This is a genomic window from Methylorubrum subtropicum (assembly GCF_038442325.1).
Taxonomy (GTDB): domain Bacteria; phylum Pseudomonadota; class Alphaproteobacteria; order Rhizobiales; family Beijerinckiaceae; genus Methylobacterium; species Methylobacterium subtropicum.
In genome coordinates, this window is sequence record NZ_JBBXMW010000007.1 from 201,896 (window position 1) to 219,399 (window position 17,504).

Consider the following 17,504-nt stretch of genomic DNA (forward strand, 5'->3'; position numbering starts at 1 on the left):
ACGAAGGTCGTGCGCGACGCGCGGACGGGTGCGACCGTGACCGTGAAGGGGTTCGGCGCGCTCAAGGACAGCGATCTCGAACTCGGCAAGGGGATCGACCTCCTGAAGCCGATCGCCGAGCAGGCGTTCGCTCCACGACGCGGCGAGCGGACAGACCCGTAGCCGTTGCCGGGCGTCCTTCTCGATACCCATGCCCTCGTGGGGGTGTGAGAGCGACCTTGAGGTGATCCTCTGCTGAGGGGCCGGCGTCCTCCTACGCCAGCACCCCCGTCCGCCGCCCGAGCCAAAGCGTCGCCGCCGCGCCCGTGAACATCGCGAGCCCAAAAACCCAGCCGGAGACCGCGCCGGCCATGATGCCCGAGAGCAGCGTGCCGACGCTGCAGCCGAGCCCCGTCATCGCGCCCCAGCCGAGCAGCAGGCCGCCGGCGAGGCCGCGCCCCACCTGTCCCGGTGTCGGCAGGGCGGGGCGGAACTGGCCGGCGACCAGGGCCGCGGCGAAAGAAGCGAGCACGAGCCCCCCGATGAACAGGCCGTTGGGCGTCAGCAACGCGTCGCGCACCGCGGTGGCGCAGCCGCGGAACGTGTCGAGGCCTTCCAGCCGGTCCGGCAGCAGTTGAAGCGAGCCCGCCGCCTGCCGTGCGCGTCCGCCGATCTCGGCGGTGACGCCGAGCGGGCCGACCCGGAGATAGCTGAGCGTGCCGAGGGCGCCGACCGCGAGGCCGCCGAGCCAGACCGGCCAGCGCGCCACGAACACGGCGTGCAGCGGATCGGGCCGCGCGGCCGGCGCCGGTGCGGGCAGGCGGCGCAGCAGCGGCCAAGCGAGCGCAGCCAGAGCCGCGAGCGAGAGCGTCAGCGTGCCGGCATAGCCGAGATGGCGCGGCAGCCACAGCACCGGGGCGTCCGAGATGCTGGCGAGGTAGAGCGGGTTCCACGTCAGGAAGCCGAGCACGAAGCCGAGCGCGGTGCCGATGAGCGCGAACGGCGCCGTGGCTGAGCCCTCGCCCAGCCGATAGAGGTGGGCGCTGATGCAGGAGCCCGACAGCGCCATGCCGGCCCCGAAGGCGAGGCCTCCGAGCACCAGCACCGGTCCGACGGGGCCGATATGCGCGTCGGGCGCCAGCCGCATGCCCGACGGGTCGGGCATCCAGGCGCCGAGCACGACCGCGTAGCCGGCGATGCCGGCGGCGAGGGCGGCCAGGATGCCGAGCATCCCGCGCGGATCGCCGAGCACGAGGAAGTCGCGCCACTGGCAGTAGAAGCAGAAGCGGCTGCGCTGGAGCACGAGGCCGAACAGCGCGCCGAACACGAGCGAGAGGGCGAGCCGGGTGCCGCCCGCCTCGCCCGAGAGCCGCCACGCCCCGACCATCAGCCCGGCGGCGATGAGCGCCGCGAGGGTCGCGCGGAGCGCAAGACCGCTCGAGGCCGCGACCGGCGCCGGCTCCGGCAGCGCCGGCACGAGACCGGCCCGAGCGAGGCGCCGGGCCGGCTTGGCGGCGAAGTTGACGGAGCCGACCGGCTCCGCCAGAGCGTTCCGTGATGTCACTTGCCGCCCCACACCGTGCCGGCGAGGTTGACCACCGGCACGCCGACCGCGTTGCCGTACTCGGTCCACGAGCCGTCGTAGTTGCGGGCGTCGTAGCCGAGGATGCGGCTCAGCACGAACCACGAATGGCTGGAGCGCTCGCCGATGCGGCAGGAGGTGATGATCGGCTTGGAGCCGTCGATCCCGGCGGCGGCGTAGAGCGCCTTCAACTCCTCCTTGGACTTCAGGGTGCCGTCCGGGTTCACCGCCTTGGCCCAGGGGATGTTGACCGAGCCGGGGATGTGGCCGGCGCGGATCGCCAGTTCCTGGATGCCGGCGGGCGCGATGATCTTGCCGCTGAACTCGTCGGGGGAGCGGATGTCGAGGATCTGCTCGTCGCGCTCTTTCTTGGCCACCGCCAGCACGTCGGCGAAGCGCGCGCGCAGCTTGGGCGAGGGCGCCTGCGCCGTGAAGGTCGAGGCCGGCACCTCCGCATTGCGGGTGTCGAGCGGGCGCTTCTCGGCCTCCCACTTCTTGCGCCCGCCATCGAGCAGCTTGACGTTGTCGGTCAGGCCGTACTGGGCGAACACCCAGGCGCCCCAGGCGGCGAACCAGTTGTTGTTGTCGCCGTAGAGCACGACCGTGGTGTCGCGATCGACGCCGAGCCGCCGGGCGAGCGCCGTGAATTTTTCGGGGCCGGCGATGTCGCGGGTCACTGTCTCGACGAGGTCGGTGTGCCACGAAACGTTCTGCGCGTTCGGGATGTGGCCGCGCTCGAACACGCCCGGCTCGACGCTGACCTCGACGATCCGGATTTTCTTCGAGTCGAGGTTCTTCTCCAGCCATTCGGTCGAGACCAGGGGGCTCTCTTTGGCGGCACCGGCTTGGGCGGGCTTGGCGGCCGGCTCCTGTGCGGCGGCCGGGACCACGGGCAGGAGGACGGCCGCGGCGACGGCGAACAGGAAGGCGGATTTGCGCAGCACGGGATTGGCTCCGGACAAGGCGGCAGCGATCGTCCGGGGCGGCGGCGCGCCGCCCCGTCGGGGTCTCGCTTCGGGAGGAATTGGGCAGGCCCGGCGTCGTCCCGGCCACTCCCCGAGGACCCGCTCCGTTCGCCGGAACCTGTCTTGAGGGAGGGCCGGTGGAGACCGGGCCGCGCTTCAATCTCGCCGCCTCAGGGGCGTCCGGTCAACGGAATAATCCTCCGTAGTTCAGGGGCTTAGGCGAGGGTGCTTCTCCTCACGGCCGCGCTTTTGTGGAGGATTATCTTGGAGAGCGGGACGTGGCGGGCCTCAACCTGTGATCCGCCCGAAAAACTCCGCGATCGCCCGCGCCGCCGCGTCCGGCCGCTCCCGATGCGGGAAATGCCCGGTGCCCTCGAACGGGGCGAGGTCGAGGTTTGAGAATGTCTCGCCGAGGCGGTCGGTCCAGGCGTAGGGGAAGAGCGGGTCCTGCGTGCCCCAGCGGATGCCGGTCGGCACCGTGATCGGCGGCAGGTCGTGCGCCTCGCCCTTCAGCATGGCGAGCCGGCCCGCCTGCTGGCTGAGATACCAGTTGAAGCCGCCCTGAAGGTTGCCCGGCGTCATGAAGTTGTCGGTGAAGGCCTCCAGCACGTCGTCGAAGGCGTGCGGGTTGCCGCCGGCCCAATGCTTCAGGAAGTGGCCGATATAGGCGCGGCAGGATTCCCGGGTGGCGCCGACCACCTTCGCCGCGAAGGGCTGGAGATGGAACGACTGGTACCAGATCTCGGCCAGCATCTCGGGCTGCGCCAGACGCGGGCCGATGCCGGGATAGGGGCAATCGAAGAAGAACAGGCCGGTGAGCCGCTCCGGTGCCATGCGCCCAAGGACCTGCCCGACATAAGCCCCGACATCGTGACCGACGATGCCGGCCCGCTCGATCCCCAGCGCATCGAGAACTCCCAAAATGTCGGCGGCGTGTACCTCGGGGCCGGCCCGGTCCGAGGGGCCGGGATCGGGTTTTTCGCTCGCCCCGAAGCCGCGCAGGTCCGGGGCGATCAGGCTGAATTTTTGGGACAGCCGCGCCATCACCGGCTCCCAGGTCAGCCAGAATTCCGGCCAGCCGTGCAGCAGCACCAGCGGCGGCCCCTCGCCCGCGCGGGCCACATGCAGCCGCACGCCGTTGGCGCGCACGTCCTCGTGTCGGATCTCCACCGTCGTCCGTCTCCTCGTGCTCTGGGACGGGGCAACGCGGCAAGGCGGCGTCCGCGTTCCGGATGCGCCGCGGACACGGTGCAGACATCTCTGCCGACGACAGCTTGACCGGGCAAGCTCAGCTGTTTCAATGCGCGGCCCCGCCCTCCGGCCGGGGACGAGGCGCGCGAGGCGGCAGATGGCGACGACGGTTCGGTGGTTCGCGCTCCCGCTCGCGCTTGGGCTCGGCCTCACGGCGTCCGGCTGCACGGGCTTCGCCTACATCTCCAAGACCTACGTCTCCCAGGTGCCGCAGGTCGTCACCATCGGCTGCAACGAGCCCTACGAGATCTACGACAACCGCCAGAAGCGCCGGGTGCTGGTGGTCTCGAATGCCTTGCGCGAGGTGACGGGCTGCGACGTCGGTCGCCTCGGCGCCGGCCGCCCGCCCGCCGAGACCCGCGCCGCCCGCTTCCGCACGGCCGCCCGCACCTATCTCGACGAGACCGTGCGCGAGGATTGCACCATCACCGGCGAGACCGTGTTCAGCGACCTCCAGACGGAGTTCGTCTACGCCTGCGACGCGCCGATCGAGCCCCGCGGCACCCAGGTGCCCCGCCTGCCGGGCCGGCGGCTGCAACGCTGATTTTTTTCGAGCATCGGCCCGAAAGGGGGTGGCCGGATTTCGAAAAGATGCGATGCGGCCCAGGAATCTAGGACTCGGCCGGGCCGACGAAGGTCCGCTCGGTCGCGTCCCCCGCCGCCGCCAGTAGAGCCCGCGCGAAGGCCCGCGCCTCGTGCCGCTCCAGGCTCAGGATCGCGGTGACCGGGCGCCCGTCGAGATCGGGCAGGCCGAGTTCGAGCCGCACGCCCTCGCCCTCGGCGGTCGCCGACAGGCTCCAGCCGCGCTTGTCGGATGGGCCGGACTCGCTCATCGGGACGAATCCTCTTCGAAGCGCCGTCCGACCAAGGGGATGTCGGTTCGGTGAAAGACGGCGCGTGAGAACCGAGGCCTAGAGCCGTGTCGGGTCCGATGCAATCGGGCCCCATGCGGCTTCGGCCTCCCTTCAGATGGTCGCCCCCCGCCGCCCGGACCAGGGGGCCGGGCAGGGCCGCGGGCGGCGCGATTGACGGCGACGGCGGGGAATGATGTCTCGCGCGGCGACCCGCCCGCGGGGCAAGACGTTTTCACGAGAGAGCAGGGACGACCACCATGTCCGAGATCTGGTTCCGCACCGGCGAGGCGACCGTGCTCGCCGCCGAGGGGCAATACACCGACGCGATGCCGGAGGTGCTGATCGGCTCCGTCCGCGGCCCCGTGGGGCAGGCGTTTGCCGGCATGCTCGGCCAGGTGCAGGGCCACACCCGCATGTTCGTGGTACGCGACCTCAACCAGCTGGTCCGCCCCTCCACCATCATGACCACCAAGGTCACGATCCACACCGCCGAATACGCCGAGCTGCTCGGCGGCGTGGTGCAGGCCGCCACCGGCGACGCCATCGTGGACTGCGTGATCGAGGGCATCCTGCCCAAGGACGGCCTCGACGAGCTGTGCATGATCATCACGATCTGGCTCGACGAGCGCTGCGGCAGCCACGAGGAACTCGACCGCAAGGACCTCTACCGCACCAATTACGAGGCCACGAAGCTCGCCATCGGCCGGGCGATCCGCGGCGAGCCGACGATCGACGAGCTGATCGCCAACCGCAAGACGGTGAAGCACTACGCCCTGGAAGACATCATCGAGTACTGAGTTCTTTTGGCTGTTTGGGGCGCGGCTCCGGTCGCGTCCCATCACCCGAACGCTGCCGCTACGTCGGACCTTTCTATACCGACGATCCTCCGCGCTTCCCGCCATCGTTGCCGTCGTGGCATGAGCGGGCATGACTGGAAGCATCGACACCACCGCCCCCCTGTTCGAGATTCGGCACGGCGACGCCGTCATCCGGATCGCAGACGATTGGAGCGGCCATGTCCTGATCGAGCAGATCTACGAGGGCCTGCGCCAAGCGCGCCGGTCACGCGACGAAGGGCGCGCTCCCCTGATGCCGCCCGCTCCCGGCAGTGAGGCCGCCAACGCCATCGTCGAGGCCGCGGAATTTCACGGCTTCCGTCGGATCGAGGGCTCCGATGCGTACCGAGCGAGCGGCGAGCAGATCGTCGCCCTGGTGACGGCAATGCGGGAGAAGAGCCTGCTGGAGACCCTCTCGGATCGCGAACCCTGAATGGGCGCGAGGCGCCCGCTCCTCGGGACCCACAGGGCGCCCTCAGAACTCGATCCCCTCCTGCGCCTTCACCCCCGCCGAAAAGTGGTGCTTCACGCTGCCCATCTCGGTCACGAGGTCGGCGGCCTCGATGAGCGCCGGCTTGGCGTTGCGGCCGGTGACGACGACGTGGAGGTCGGGCCGGCGGGCCTGCAACTCGGCGACGACCGACTCGAGGTCGAGATAGTCGTAGCGCAGCGCGATGTTCAGCTCGTCTAGGACGAGGAGGCGGATGCTCGCGTCCGCCATCAGGGCGCGGGCCTGCTCCCAGGCGTTGCGGCAGGCGGCGATGTCGCGGGCCTTGTCCTGGGTCTCCCAGGTGAAGCCCTCGCCCAGCGCGTGCCACGCGATCCGGTCGCCGAAGGCCTTGAGCGCGCGAGCTTCGCCGGTGTCCCAGGCGCCCTTGATGAACTGCACCACGCCGACCCGGTGGCCGCGCCCGAGCATGCGCAGCACAAGGCCGAGCGCGGCCGTCGTCTTGCCCTTGCCGGGGCCGGTGTTCACGATGAGCAGGCCCTTCTCGATCTTTTTGGACGCGACCTCGGCGTCCTGCACCGCCTTGCGCTTGGCCATCTTTTCGCGGTGGCGGTCGTCGTCGCTCATGAGCGATTCCCTGGATTCTCGGCGGAAGGTTTGACGGTGAGCGGCAAGCCCGCGACGGTAAGGACCACGCGGTCGGCCTCGCGCGCCAGCCGCTGATGCAGGCGCCCGGCCGCATCGCGGAAGCGGCGGGCCAGCGCGTTGTCCGGCACGATGCCGAGCCCGACCTCGTTGGCCACCAGCACCAGCGGCCCCGGCGCCGCCGCGCAGGCGCGGGCCAGGGCCTCGGTGGCGGCGTCGAGATCGGCCTCCGCGAGCAGGAGGTTGGTGACCCACAGCGTCAGGCAATCGACCAGGGTCGGCCCGGTCGAGGCCGCGACCGCTTCGGGCAACGCCGTCGGCACGTCGAGGGTCCGCCACTCGGCGGAGCGCCGCGCCCGGTGCTCGTGGATGCGCGCGCGCATCTCGTCGTCCCAACCTTGAGCGGTGGCGATGTAGAGCCAGGGCGCCGGGCAGGCCTCGATCAGCCGCTCGGCATAGGCGCTCTTGCCGGAGCGGGCACCGCCGAGCACCAGCGTCATCCGGTCGGGAGGGCGGGCATCCATGGGCGTCGGTTTGCACCGGAGGCGAGCGTTCACGCAATGGCGCTTTGCAAGGCGGCCCGGCGCGCGCTAGAAGCGAGCCATAGGACGGTGCCCCGGCAACGGGGTGAAAAGGGAATGCGGTGAGGGGAAACCCGAAACCGCAGCTGCCCCCGCAACTGTGAGCGGCGAGTTCCTGCCGAGAGCCACCGGGGCGACCTGGGAAGGCGGCAGGCGCGATACCAACCGCGAGCCAGGAGACCTGCCGTCCGGCACGAAAAACGTTTTCTCGAACGCCGCCGGTGGGGCGGCCGGAGCCCGTGACCCGATGACGACCGCGACCCTTCAGACCTCCGCCGTCCGCTCCGGCGAGGGCGCCCGCGCCCTGCTCGTCGCCGCCTTCCTCGGCCTCGGCCTCGTGTTCCTGGCGGGCTTCGCCCCGGCGAGCGTGCTGCACAACGCGGCGCACGATTTCCGCCACGCGCAGAACTTCCCCTGCCACTGACCGCTTTCCGACACGCGAAAGCGGCTCCATGATCACCCGGTTGCTGTCGGCGGCGCTCGTCGCCGGCTTCCTCGCGTCCGTCGTCGCGACGGGCCTCCAACTCGCCCTGACCTCGCCCCTGATCCTCCAGGCCGAGACGTTCGAGGGCGGGCATTCGCATGCGCACGCCCCCGTCTCGCTCACGCCCGCCTCGCTGATCGTGAAGGCGCATGCCCACGGCCACGGCGAGGCCGGCACCGAGGCTGAAAAATCCGACGAATGGCAGCCCGCGGAGGGCTTCCAGCGCATGGCCTTCACCGGCCTCGCCACGCTGATCGGCGGCGTCGGCTACGCGCTGCTCCTCGCCGCGGTGATGCTGGGCTTACGCCGCGAGCCGACCCCGCGCAGCGGGCTCACCGTGGGCATCGCGGGCTTCCTCGCGGTGGCTTTGGCCCCGGCCATCGGCCTGCCGCCGGAACTGCCCGGCATGGGCGCTGCCCCTCTCGTCCTGCGCCAGACCTGGTGGGTGATGACAGTCGCGGCGACCGGCATCGGCCTCTACCTCATCGCGGTGCGGCGGGTGCCGATTACGATTCTCGGCGGCCTGATCCTGATCGTCGCCCCGCATCTGGCGGGGGCGCCGCAATCGATCGACACGGTGAGTTCGCAGGTGCCGCCCGCGGTCGCGGCGCAGTTCGTGGCGCGCTCGCTCGCCATCGGCTTCGTGTTCTGGGCGCTGATCGGGCTGGCCTATGGCTGGGCCTGGGGCTTGTTCGGTCGCGAGGCGGGCGGCCGCGCGCATGCCTGAGGATCAGCCCGAGACCGTCCTCTCCGTCTGCACCACCTGCCGGGCTGCGGGCGACGCGTCCGAGCCGCGGGCCGGCGCCCGGCTGCTGGCGGCACTTCGCGCCGAAGCCGACCGCGAGCCGGTGCCGGGCCTGCGGATCGAGGGTGCCGAGTGCCTCTCGGTCTGCAAGCGGCCCTGCACGGTGGCGGTGGCCTCTCCCGGCCGCTGGACCTACGTCTACGGCGATTTCGACGCGCTGGAGCGCGCGGAGACTTCCGCCCGCACCATCTTGGCGGGCCTGCGCGACTACCAGAAGACGCCCGATGGGATCGTGCCCTGGCGCGCGCGCCCGGAGGCGTTCCGCAAGGGCGTCGTCGCCCGCATCCCGCCGCTGACCCCGACACGAGCGGAATCCTGACCCCATGGCCATCCTCGAAAAGATCCCCTGCACCATCGTCACCGGCTTCCTCGGGGCCGGCAAGACGACGCTGGTGCGCCACACCATCGAGCAGGCCCGCGGCCGGCGGCTCGCCGTCATCGTCAACGAGTTCGGCGATCTCGGCTTCGACGGCTCGTTCCTGGCCGCCTGCGGCATCGAGGGCTGCGACGAGAACTCCGTGGTGGAACTGCCCAACGGCTGCATCTGCTGCACGGTCGCCGACGACTTCGTGCCCGCGCTGACGAAGCTGCTCGATCGGCCCGAGCCGCCGGAGCACATCCTGATCGAGACCTCCGGCCTCGCGCTCCCCAAACCCCTGGTCCAGGCGTTCCAGTGGCCGTCGATCCGCTCGCGGGTGACGGTGGACGGCGTCGTCGCCGTGGTGGACGGCCCGGCGGTGGCCTCCGGCCTGTTCGCCGACGACCCGGAGGCTCTGGCCAACCAGCGCGCGGCGGACCAAGCGGTCGATCACGACAACCCGCTGGAGGAGGTGTTCGAGGACCAGATCCTCTGCGCCGACCTCGTGGTGCTCAACAAGGCCGACCTTCTGGACGCGGCGGCCCAGGACAAGGTCCGCGCCGACATCGAGGCGCATCTGCCGCGCGCCGTCGAGATCGTCGCGACCGAGCACGGCCGCCTCGACCCACGCGTGCTGCTGGGTATCGCCGCGGCGGCCGAGGACGACCTCGACGCCCGCCCCTCGCATCACGGCGAGGGCGAGGACCACGACCACGACGACTTCGAATCGGTCGCGCTCCCCGTCGGCATCGCCGGCAGCCCGGAAGACCTCGCCGCCCGCGTCGAGAAGGCCGCCGAGACCGAGGGCGTGCTGCGCATCAAGGGTTTTGCCGAGGTGAAGGGCAAACCGATGCGCCTCGTGGTGCAGGGCGTCGGCCGCCGCGTCGCCCATCACTACGACCGCCCGTGGAAGGGCGCCGAGCCCCGCGACGGCCGCCTCGTCGTCATCGGCCTGAAGGGTTTCGATCAGGACGCGGTCGCCGCCGCGCTCAGGGGCTAAAGGCGCCCGATTCGTGATGTGGGCGCCATCAGGGTATGCTGAGCGCCCTTCGAGACACCGTACGAGCATGCTGGAGCCGATCCACCCGCCGATGACCGTCGAGGCCTTCTTCGCGTGGCAGGAGCGCCAAGCGGAGCGGTACGAACTCGTCGGCGGCGTGCCGGTGCGGATGATGGCGGGGGCCCGCAACGTCCACGACGACATCGTGGTCAACCTGCTCGCCGCCCTCCACACGGCGCTACGCGGCAGCGGCTGCCGGCCCTTCACCGGCGACGGCAGCGTCGAGACCCTGCCGGATCAGATCCGCCGGCCGGATGCGGGCGTCGATTGCGGCGCCCGCGATCCGAGCGCGATGAAGGCGGCGGACCCGCGCCTCGTGGCGGAAGTCCTGTCCCCGAGCACGCGCGATTTCGATGCCTTCGAAAAGCTCGCCGAATACAAGGGCATGGCCGGCCTCGACCACATCCTGCTGATCGAGCCCAACGCCGCCGAGGTCATGCTCTGGTCCCGCGAACCGGACCGCACGTGGCGCAAGGAGCGCGTCTCCGGCCGCGACGGCCGGCTCGCCCTGACGGGCCTGCGGATCGAACTCGCGCTCGCCGACCTCTACGACGGCGTGACCTTCCCGACCCGCCCGCGCCTCGTTCAGGACGAGACGCCCGGCGAGCCCGAGCGGTGAGCGGAGCGCCATGCACCTGATCCGCATCGACACGGTCTCCCTCGACGAGGGCGAGGCGGCGGTCGATCTCGGCCAGACCCCCGGCGAGATCGTCTTCTTGTCGTTCACCGACACCGATCTTGCCGCCATCGCGCGGGCCCACGCTTCGGACCCCGCCCTTCCGTCGCTGCGGCTCGCCAAGATGGCGCAGCTGCGCCATCCGATGTCGGTCGATCTCTACGTCGATGCCGTGATCGCGCGGGCCAGGGTCTGCGTCATCCGCTGCCTCGGCGGGCTCGATTACTGGCGCTACGGCATCGAGCGGGCGAGCGCCGCCGCCCGCGCCCACGGGGTGCGCCTCGCGGTGCTCCCCGGCGACGACCGGCCCGACCCCCGCCTCGACGCCTTCTCGACCCTGCCGCCGGAGACCTGCGCCACCCTCGATGCGTATTTCCGCGCCGGCGGGCCGGACAACCTCAAAAACCTGCTGCGGCGCCTCGCCGTGGAGGCCGGCCACGCGCTGGTGCCCGAGCCGCCGCGGGCGCTGCCGCGGGGTTTCGCGTGGTGCGCGGGCTGCGGCCCGGTTCCGGTCGAGCGGGCAGTGGAAGCCGCTGGCCCCGGGCCGCTGGCGCTGCTCCTCGTCTACCGATCCGCCGTGCTCTCGGGCGAAACCGCCCCGGCCGTCCACCTGACTGCGGCCTTGCGCGAACGCGGGATCGGCTGCCTGACGCTCGCGGTGTCGAGCCTCAAGGACCCGGAGGCAGTCGCCGTTCTGCGCGCCGCGCTCGAAGCGCGCCGCCCCGACATCGTGCTCGCCGCCACCGCCTTCTCGGCCCGCGACGACGCCGGCTTCGTCCTCGACGCTGCCGATTGCCCGGTGATTCAGGCCTACACGGTCGGCGCCCCCCGCGCCGCCTGGGCGGCGTCGGGCCGCGGCATGAACGCGTCCGACCTCGCCATGCAGGTGGCGCTGCCGGAATTCGACGGGCGGCTCTCGGGGTTCTCGGTCTCGTTCAAGGAGGAGGGGGCGGCGGTCGAGGGCTTTTCCGAGCGCCGCGCCGTGCCGGATGCGGAAGGCATCGCCGCGCTCGCGGATCGCGCTGCCGCCTGGGTTTCCTTGCGCCGCACGCCGCGCGAACAGCGGCGGCTCGCGATGGTGCTGTCCGATTATCCCGCCCGCGGGGGACGGGCCGGCTACGCGGTCGGCCTCGACACGCCGGAGAGCGCGCGCGCCATCGCCGACGACCTCGCCGCGGCGGGGTTTTCGGTGGGTGCGCTGCCGGAGGCCGGGGCGCTGATGGCGGCGCTGGCCGAGGGCGAGGCGGGCTTTGCGGTCTCGCTCGCCGAGTACGCGGCGTGGTTTGCAGGATTGCCGGAGGAGCGGCGTAGCGAGCTGATTGAGCGCTGGGGCGCGCCGGAAGATGATCCGCATTGCCGTGACGGTGCGTTCCGGTTCCGGATGGTGCGGGCGCTCTCCGAAAACCCTCCCCCCTCCGCGGGGGAGGGTGCCTGCGGAGCAGGCGGGAGAGGGGAGCAACGGTTCCGCTTGGCCGCCCTCGACGCGAATTCTCTGGAAGCGGGGTTTCCCCTCTCCCGATCACCTTCGGGGACCACCCTCCCCCGCAGAGGGGGGAGGGACGAGAGCTTGACCGTCTTCCTCCAACCCGACCGCGGCCGTGCCACCGACCGCAAGGCCGGCTATCACGATCCCGACGAGCCGCCGACGCACGCCTATCTCGCGTTCTACCTCGGCCTGCGCGCGCACTTCGACGCGCTGATCCACCTCGGCACCCACGGCACCACCGAGTGGCTGCCCGGCAAGGCGTTGGCGCTCTCCCCCACCTGCTGGCCGGCGCTGGCGGTCGGAGCGCTGCCGGTGGTCTATCCCTTCATCGTCGACGATCCCGGCGAGGCCGCGCCCCTGAAGCGCCGGCTCGGCGGCGTGGCGCTCGGCCACCTCACCCCCACCGTCGAGGCCGCGGGACTGACGCCGGAGGCCGCGGCGCTGCGCGAACTGGTGGAAGAGTATTCCGCCGCGAGCGTCCTCGATCCGCGTCGGGCGGGTCTGATCGCGAGCGCGATCCTCGACGAGGCCGCCTCCGCCGGGCTGCTTGCGGGCGCCGGGATCGCAGCCGACACGCCGATGGCCGACGCGCTGACGGCGCTCGACGCGCATCTGTGCGACCTCGGCGAGACGCCGATGCGCGACGGCCTCCACGTGTTCGGCCGTGCATCGCAAGACGCCTCGGAGGCGGTGCGGGCCTCGGCCGAGGCCGAGCGCACGGCGCTGATCGCGGCGCTCGACGGCCGCTTCGTCGCGCCGGGCCCCGCCGGCTCCCCGTCGCGCGGGCGGGCCGACGTGCTGCCCACGGGGCGCAACCTCACCACCCTCGACCCCCGCGCCCTGCCGACGCGGGCCGCGACCATGCTCGGCACCAAGGCGGCGGATGCCGTGGTGCGCCGCTACCTGCAGGACGAGGGCGAGTATCCGGCCCGCATCGTCATGGACCTCTGGGCCTCACCGACGCTCCGCACCGGCGGCGAGGACGTGGCGCACGCCATGAGCCTGATGGGCGTGCGCCCGGTCTGGGACCACGCCTCGACCCGCGTCACCGGCTTCGAGGTGCTGCCGCTGGCGATGCTCGACCGCCCGCGCATCGACGTGACCTGCCGCGTCTCCGGCGCCTTCCGCGACACGTTTCCCGAGACGCTGGCGCTGCTCGACCGCGCCGCCCGCGCGGTGGCCGCCCGCGACGAGGAGGACGACGAGAACCCCCTCGCCGCCGCCCGCCGCCGGGGCGAATCCGCCGCCCGCATCTACGGCGCCGCACCCGGCCGCTATGGCGCGGGCGCGGCCGAACAGGCGCTCGACGGCGCCTGGGAGGCGCGGGTCGATCTCGGCGCGGCCTATCTCGCCGCCACCACCCACGCCTACGGCGATGCGGAAGCGCCGGACGCGCACTTCGCCGCCCGGGTGGCCGCGGCGGACGCCTATGTCCACGCCTTCGACGTGGCCGAGCGCGATCTTCTGGACGGCGATGCCGCGGCGGATGCCATGGGCGGTTTCTTCGCAGCCGCCTCCGCCGAGGGTGGTACGCCCGCCCTCTACAGCCTCGACGTCTCGAACCCCGAGGCGCCGCGCCCCCGCACCGCCCGCGAGGACGTGGCCCGGCTGATCCGCGGCCGGCTATCCAACCCCCGCTGGATCGCGGCGCAGCTGCGCCACGGCTATCGCGGCGCCCAGGAATTCGCGCAGGGGATCGACGCCGTGTTCGTGCTGGCTGCGGCGACCGATGCGGTGGCGAGCGCCGACCTCGACCGGCTCTACGGCGCCTGGATCGCCGATTCCGAGACTTTCGATGCCCTGCGGACGGCCAACCCCGAGGCGACCCGCGCCATCCTCGAACGCTTCGAGGAGATGCGCGCCCGCGGCCTCTGGCAGAGCCGCCGCAACGCCGCCCCCGCCGACGAACTGATGGCTGCCGAATGAGCGCCCGCCGTACCCTGCCCGAGGGCGCCCGCCGCGGCTGGTGCCCGTCGCTGACCCGGCCGATGCCGACCGGCGACGGCCTGCTCGCCCGCGTCCACCCGCCGCTCGGGCGCCTCACCCCCGACCAGATGCGGGCGGTGGCCGAGGGGGCGCGGGCCCACGGCAACGGCCATATCGACGTGACCGCCCGCGGCAACCTGCAGATCCGCGGCGTCAGCGAAGAGAGCGCCCCGCGCCTCGCCTGCGCGCTGGCGGAAGCAGGCCTCGCCGACACCCGCGACGACGGTGGCCCGCAGCGCTTGACGCTGACCGCGCCGCTCGCCGGCCTCGACGAGCTTGAGGCCATCGACGTGCCGGCGCTGGCCCGCGCCGTCGAGGCGGCGGGCCTCGCCGTGCCGGGCCTGCCGCCCAAGACGCTCGTGGCGGTCGATGGCGGCGGCGCCTTCGGCCTCGGCATTGTGGAGGCCGACTTTTTTCTCTTTGCCACGGGCCGGGCCCAGGTCGCCTTCGGGCTGGCGGGGGCGGACGGGCCCTTGCGCTGCGGCCTGCTGCCGGAACTCGGCGCCGCCGGGGCGCTCGGCCTCGCGCTCGCGGCTTTTGCCGGCACCGGCAAGCGCCGGGTGCGCGACCTCGATCCGGCGGAACGCGCCCTCGTCGCGGCGGCGGCGGGCTTCCATCCGCTCACACCGAGCCCGCTCGCCCCCGCCCCGTCACCGGCCGCGCCGGGACTCGCGCCTCTATCCGAGGGCCGCGCCGCGGTTCTGGTCCAGGCGCCGTTCGGCCGCTGCACCGCGGATCGGCTTGAGCGCGTCGCGGCGCTGGCCGGCCCGGAGGGCGCGCGGCTCAGCCCCGAGCGCGGCCTCGCCCTCGTCGCGCCCGCGGGCGACACCGCCGCGCTCCAGGCGGCCCTGGCGCAGGCCGGCTTCATCGTGAGCCCGGACGATCCCCGCCGCGCGGTCTTCGCCTGCCCCGGCGCCCCGGCCTGCCGCTCCGGCACCACTCCGGTGCCCGACCACGCTGCGCGGCTCGCCGAGGCGCTGGCCCCGCTCGCCGGCCTCGGGCTGACCGCGCATGTCTCGGGCTGCCACAAGGGCTGCGCCCATCCGGGCCCCGCCGACCTGACGCTGGTGGCGCGCGATGGCATCTACGACGCGGTGCCCGGCGGTGCGCCCGGTGATACGCCGACCACGCGTCTCGCTTTCGAGGCGGCGCTGGACCGGATAAAGAAGGCTGCCGCGGCCGGCCGCCCGGCCCTGGATTTGGCTTTTCGGAACGACGCGCAATGAGTGCCCGGCACGACTACATCCGCGACGGCGGCGCGATCTACGCCCGCTCCTTCGCGATGATCCGCGCCGAATCCGACCTCGCGCGCTGGTCGGGCGCGGCCGAGCGCGTCGTTGTGCGGATGATCCACGCCTGCGGCATGACCGACCTGCCGAAAGACGTCGAGATGTCCCAAAATTTCGCCGAGGCCGGCGAGGCGGCGCTGAAGGCCGGCGCCCCGATCCTGTGCGATGTCCGCATGGTCGCCGACGGCGTCACCCGCACGCGGCTGCCGGCGAACAACCCGGTCGTCTGCACGCTCGGCGATCCACGCGTGCCGGGCCTCGCCCAGGAACTCGGCACCACCCGCTCGGCCGCCGCGATGGAGTTGTGGCGCGAGCACCTGCCCGGCAGCGTGGTCGCGGTCGGCAACGCGCCGACCGCGCTGTTCCGCCTGCTCGAACTGCTGGACGAAGGCGTCGCGCCGCCGGCCGCCGTCATCGGCATTCCCGTCGGCTTCGTCGGAGCGGCGGAATCCAAGGAAGCCCTGGCGCGTGACGGGCGGGTGCCCTTCGTCGTGGTCCACGGCCGCCGCGGCGGCAGCGCCATGACGGCGGCGGCGATCAACGCGCTCGCGAACGAGGTCGAGTGATGGAGGGCAGCGTGCGCATCGACGCCCCGGCCGAGACGGACGGCGCGGGCGAGAACCCCGTGCGCCAGAAGACCGGCACGCTCTTCGGCGTCGGCATGGGGCCGGGCGATCCCGACTACCTCACCGTCAAGGCGATGCGCGTGCTGGAGCGCGCGCCGGTGCTCGTCCACTTCTGCAAGCAGGGCAAGCGCGGCAACGCCCGCACCATCGCCGACGCGGTGCTGCGCGACCCCGCCCGCGAGTTTCCGCTGGCCTATCCCTACACCACCGAATTGCCGCCCGATCATCCGGACTACGTCGCGGCGCTTGCCGGCTTCTACGACGAGGCGTCCGACCGGCTCGCCGCGCATCTGACCGCGGGCCGCGACGTCGCGATCCTGTCGGAGGGCGATCCGTTCTTCTACGGCTCGTTCATGCATCTGTGGCGGCGCCTGAAGGACCGCTTCCCCGTCGAGGTGATCCCCGGCGTCACCGGCATGTCGGGCTGCTGGACACGGGCCGGCACGCCGATCACCTGGGGCGACGACGTGCTCACCATCCTGCCCGCGACACTGCCGCGAGCGGCGCTGGTCGAGCGCCTGAAGGGGACGGATGCCGCCGTCATCATGAAGCTCGGGCGCCATCTGCCGAAGGTGCGCGGCGTGCTGGCCGAGACCGGCTTCCTCGACCGCGCGGTCTATGTCGAGCGCGGCACCATGGCGGGCGAGCGGGTGATCCCGCTGGCGCAGAAGCCCGACGATTCCGCCCCCTACTTCTCGATGGTGCTGGTGCCCGGCGAAGGCCGCCGGCCGTGACTCGGGCAAATTCCGGGGGAAGCGTCACGGTCGTCGGCCTCGGCCCCGGCGACCCGCGCCTACTGACCGAATCCGCCCGCGCGGCTTTGGACGCCGCGCAGGACCTGATCGGCTACCACCCCTACGTCGCCCGCGTGCCCGAGCGCGAAGGCCTCACCCGCCATTCCACCGACAACCGGGTCGAACTCGACCGCGCCCGCCACGCCCTCGAACTCGCCATGTCCGGCCGCCACGTCGCGGTGGTGTCGGGGGGCGATCCCGGCGTGTTCGCCATGGCGGCGGCCCTGTTCGAGGCGATCGAACATGGCTTACCGGAGTGGCGCACCCTCGACATCCGGATCGAGCCCGGCATCACCGCCATGCTCGCCGCCGCCGCCCGGCTCGGCGCGCCGCTGGGCGGCGATTTCTGCGCGCTCTCGCTCTCGGACAACCTGAAGCCCTGGGAGGTCGTGACCGCCCGGCTGGAGGCGGTGTTCCGCGCCGGCTTCGCGGTCGCCCTCTACAACCCGATCTCGTCCGCCCGCCCCTGGCAACTCGGCCGCGCGCTGGCGCTCGCCGCCGAAATCCTGCCCGCCACCACCCCCGTCATCTTCGCCCGCGCCGTGACCCGGCCCGACGAATCGGTTCGCGTGCTGACGCTGACGGAAGCCCGCACGGCGCCCGCCGACATGGCGACGATGATTCTGATCGGGACTTCGACGACGCGGTTGATCGAGCGGGAGGGGCAGGCACCGTTCGTCTACACGCCGCGGAGCGTGGCCGCGGGCTGATCGTTGGCCGGTTCGATCATCCCATCCTAATCCCATCAAACCCCCTCATCCTGAGGTGCGGAGCCGAAGGCGTAGCCTCGAAGGAGGGC

20 protein-coding genes and 1 riboswitch are annotated in these 17,504 nt (G+C 72.3%); of the genes, 14 read left to right on the forward strand and 6 right to left on the reverse strand.

All coding sequences use genetic code 11. The features are described from left to right. Positions 1-9 precede the first annotated feature (9 nt). Positions 10-162 (forward strand): hypothetical protein, encoded by a 153-nt coding sequence (locus tag AAHG03_RS12335; RefSeq protein WP_342150964.1) that lies wholly within the window; start codon positions 10-12, stop codon positions 160-162. A 91-nt stretch (positions 163-253) separates the two neighbouring features. Here the strand turns inward: AAHG03_RS12335 and AAHG03_RS12340 are convergent, their stop codons facing one another. The 3 genes from AAHG03_RS12340 to AAHG03_RS12350 form a co-directional block, all read right to left on the reverse strand. Beyond that, positions 254-1,543 carry a YeeE/YedE family protein gene (locus AAHG03_RS12340; protein ID WP_342150965.1) on the reverse strand — a complete coding sequence of 430 codons (1,290 nt, stop codon included), beginning with the start codon at positions 1,541-1,543 and terminating at the stop codon, positions 254-256. Beyond that, complete coding sequence (locus AAHG03_RS12345; protein ID WP_412759742.1) at positions 1,540-2,451, reverse strand: sulfurtransferase; 912 nt, start codon at positions 2,449-2,451, stop codon at positions 1,540-1,542. The genes AAHG03_RS12340 and AAHG03_RS12345 overlap by 4 nt, the downstream gene beginning before the upstream one ends. A gap of 363 nt (positions 2,452-2,814) precedes the next feature. Further along, on the reverse strand, positions 2,815-3,690 hold the full coding sequence (locus AAHG03_RS12350) for an alpha/beta fold hydrolase (protein ID WP_342151028.1): 876 nt from the start codon (positions 3,688-3,690) through the stop codon (positions 2,815-2,817). A 184-nt stretch (positions 3,691-3,874) separates the two neighbouring features. On the opposite strand from AAHG03_RS12350, the gene AAHG03_RS12355 reads away from it, so the two are divergent. Continuing rightward, positions 3,875-4,321, forward strand: a complete 447-nt coding sequence (locus AAHG03_RS12355; RefSeq protein WP_342150966.1) for a hypothetical protein — start codon at positions 3,875-3,877, stop codon at positions 4,319-4,321. A gap of 67 nt (positions 4,322-4,388) precedes the next feature. Here the strand turns inward: AAHG03_RS12355 and AAHG03_RS12360 are convergent, their stop codons facing one another. Next, a complete protein-coding gene (locus AAHG03_RS12360; protein WP_342150967.1) occupies positions 4,389-4,610 on the reverse strand; it encodes a hypothetical protein in 222 nt (73 codons plus the stop codon). Between the two features lie 278 nt (positions 4,611-4,888). On the opposite strand from AAHG03_RS12360, the gene fae reads away from it, so the two are divergent. Both fae and AAHG03_RS12370 read left to right on the forward strand, forming a co-directional pair. Beyond that, positions 4,889-5,428 carry a formaldehyde-activating enzyme gene (gene fae / locus AAHG03_RS12365; RefSeq protein WP_342150968.1) on the forward strand — a complete coding sequence of 180 codons (540 nt, stop codon included), beginning with the start codon at positions 4,889-4,891 and terminating at the stop codon, positions 5,426-5,428. Between the two features lie 130 nt (positions 5,429-5,558). Further along, complete coding sequence (locus AAHG03_RS12370; protein WP_342150969.1) at positions 5,559-5,900, forward strand: hypothetical protein; 342 nt, start codon at positions 5,559-5,561, stop codon at positions 5,898-5,900. 42 nt (positions 5,901-5,942) lie between these two features. Here AAHG03_RS12370 and cobO read toward each other — a convergent pair whose 3' ends face one another. Together cobO and cobU are read right to left on the reverse strand one after the other, a co-directional pair. Continuing rightward, on the reverse strand, positions 5,943-6,542 hold the full coding sequence (gene cobO, locus AAHG03_RS12375) for a cob(I)yrinic acid a,c-diamide adenosyltransferase (protein WP_342150970.1): 600 nt from the start codon (positions 6,540-6,542) through the stop codon (positions 5,943-5,945). Then, positions 6,539-7,060 (reverse strand): bifunctional adenosylcobinamide kinase/adenosylcobinamide-phosphate guanylyltransferase, encoded by a 522-nt coding sequence (gene cobU, locus AAHG03_RS12380; RefSeq protein WP_342151029.1) that lies wholly within the window; start codon positions 7,058-7,060, stop codon positions 6,539-6,541. Before cobU ends, cobO begins: the two co-directional genes overlap by 4 nt. Positions 7,061-7,152: 92 nt before the next feature. Beyond that, a riboswitch (cobalamin riboswitch) is annotated at positions 7,153-7,344 on the forward strand. Positions 7,345-7,388: 44 nt separating this feature from the next. Here cobU and AAHG03_RS12385 point away from each other — a divergent pair. The 10 genes from AAHG03_RS12385 (at position 7,389) to cobJ (ending at position 17,415) form a co-directional block, all read left to right on the forward strand. Further along, the gene (locus AAHG03_RS12385; RefSeq protein ID WP_342150971.1) at positions 7,389-7,565 is read left to right on the forward strand and encodes a CbtB domain-containing protein; all 177 of its coding nucleotides are present in this window, start codon (positions 7,389-7,391) and stop codon (positions 7,563-7,565) included. A 28-nt stretch (positions 7,566-7,593) separates the two neighbouring features. Then, complete coding sequence (locus AAHG03_RS12390; RefSeq protein ID WP_342150972.1) at positions 7,594-8,352, forward strand: CbtA family protein; 759 nt, start codon at positions 7,594-7,596, stop codon at positions 8,350-8,352. Next, the gene (locus AAHG03_RS12395) at positions 8,345-8,749 is read left to right on the forward strand and encodes a DUF1636 domain-containing protein (RefSeq protein WP_342150973.1); all 405 of its coding nucleotides are present in this window, start codon (positions 8,345-8,347) and stop codon (positions 8,747-8,749) included. The genes AAHG03_RS12390 and AAHG03_RS12395 overlap by 8 nt, the downstream gene beginning before the upstream one ends. Positions 8,750-8,753: 4 nt before the next feature. Further along, the gene (gene cobW, locus AAHG03_RS12400; protein ID WP_342150974.1) at positions 8,754-9,788 is read left to right on the forward strand and encodes a cobalamin biosynthesis protein CobW; all 1,035 of its coding nucleotides are present in this window, start codon (positions 8,754-8,756) and stop codon (positions 9,786-9,788) included. Between the two features lie 67 nt (positions 9,789-9,855). Then, positions 9,856-10,467: a Uma2 family endonuclease gene (locus AAHG03_RS12405; protein ID WP_342150975.1), complete on the forward strand. Its 612-nt coding sequence runs from the start codon at positions 9,856-9,858 to the stop codon at positions 10,465-10,467. Between the two features lie 10 nt (positions 10,468-10,477). Continuing rightward, positions 10,478-13,936 carry a cobaltochelatase subunit CobN gene (cobN, locus tag AAHG03_RS12410; RefSeq protein ID WP_342150976.1) on the forward strand — a complete coding sequence of 1,153 codons (3,459 nt, stop codon included), beginning with the start codon at positions 10,478-10,480 and terminating at the stop codon, positions 13,934-13,936. Then, the gene (gene cobG, locus AAHG03_RS12415) at positions 13,933-15,222 is read left to right on the forward strand and encodes a precorrin-3B synthase (protein WP_342150977.1); all 1,290 of its coding nucleotides are present in this window, start codon (positions 13,933-13,935) and stop codon (positions 15,220-15,222) included. Before cobN ends, cobG begins: the two co-directional genes overlap by 4 nt. After that, positions 15,219-15,851, forward strand: coding sequence for a precorrin-8X methylmutase (locus tag AAHG03_RS12420; RefSeq protein ID WP_342150978.1), 633 nt, complete (start codon positions 15,219-15,221; stop codon positions 15,849-15,851). The genes cobG and AAHG03_RS12420 overlap by 4 nt, the downstream gene beginning before the upstream one ends. Beyond that, positions 15,851-16,645, forward strand: coding sequence for a precorrin-2 C(20)-methyltransferase (locus AAHG03_RS12425; RefSeq protein WP_342150979.1), 795 nt, complete (start codon positions 15,851-15,853; stop codon positions 16,643-16,645). The genes AAHG03_RS12420 and AAHG03_RS12425 overlap by 1 nt, the downstream gene beginning before the upstream one ends. Further along, positions 16,642-17,415 carry a precorrin-3B C(17)-methyltransferase gene (gene cobJ, locus AAHG03_RS12430; protein WP_342150980.1) on the forward strand — a complete coding sequence of 258 codons (774 nt, stop codon included), beginning with the start codon at positions 16,642-16,644 and terminating at the stop codon, positions 17,413-17,415. Before AAHG03_RS12425 ends, cobJ begins: the two co-directional genes overlap by 4 nt. Positions 17,416-17,504: the final 89 nt, after the last annotated feature.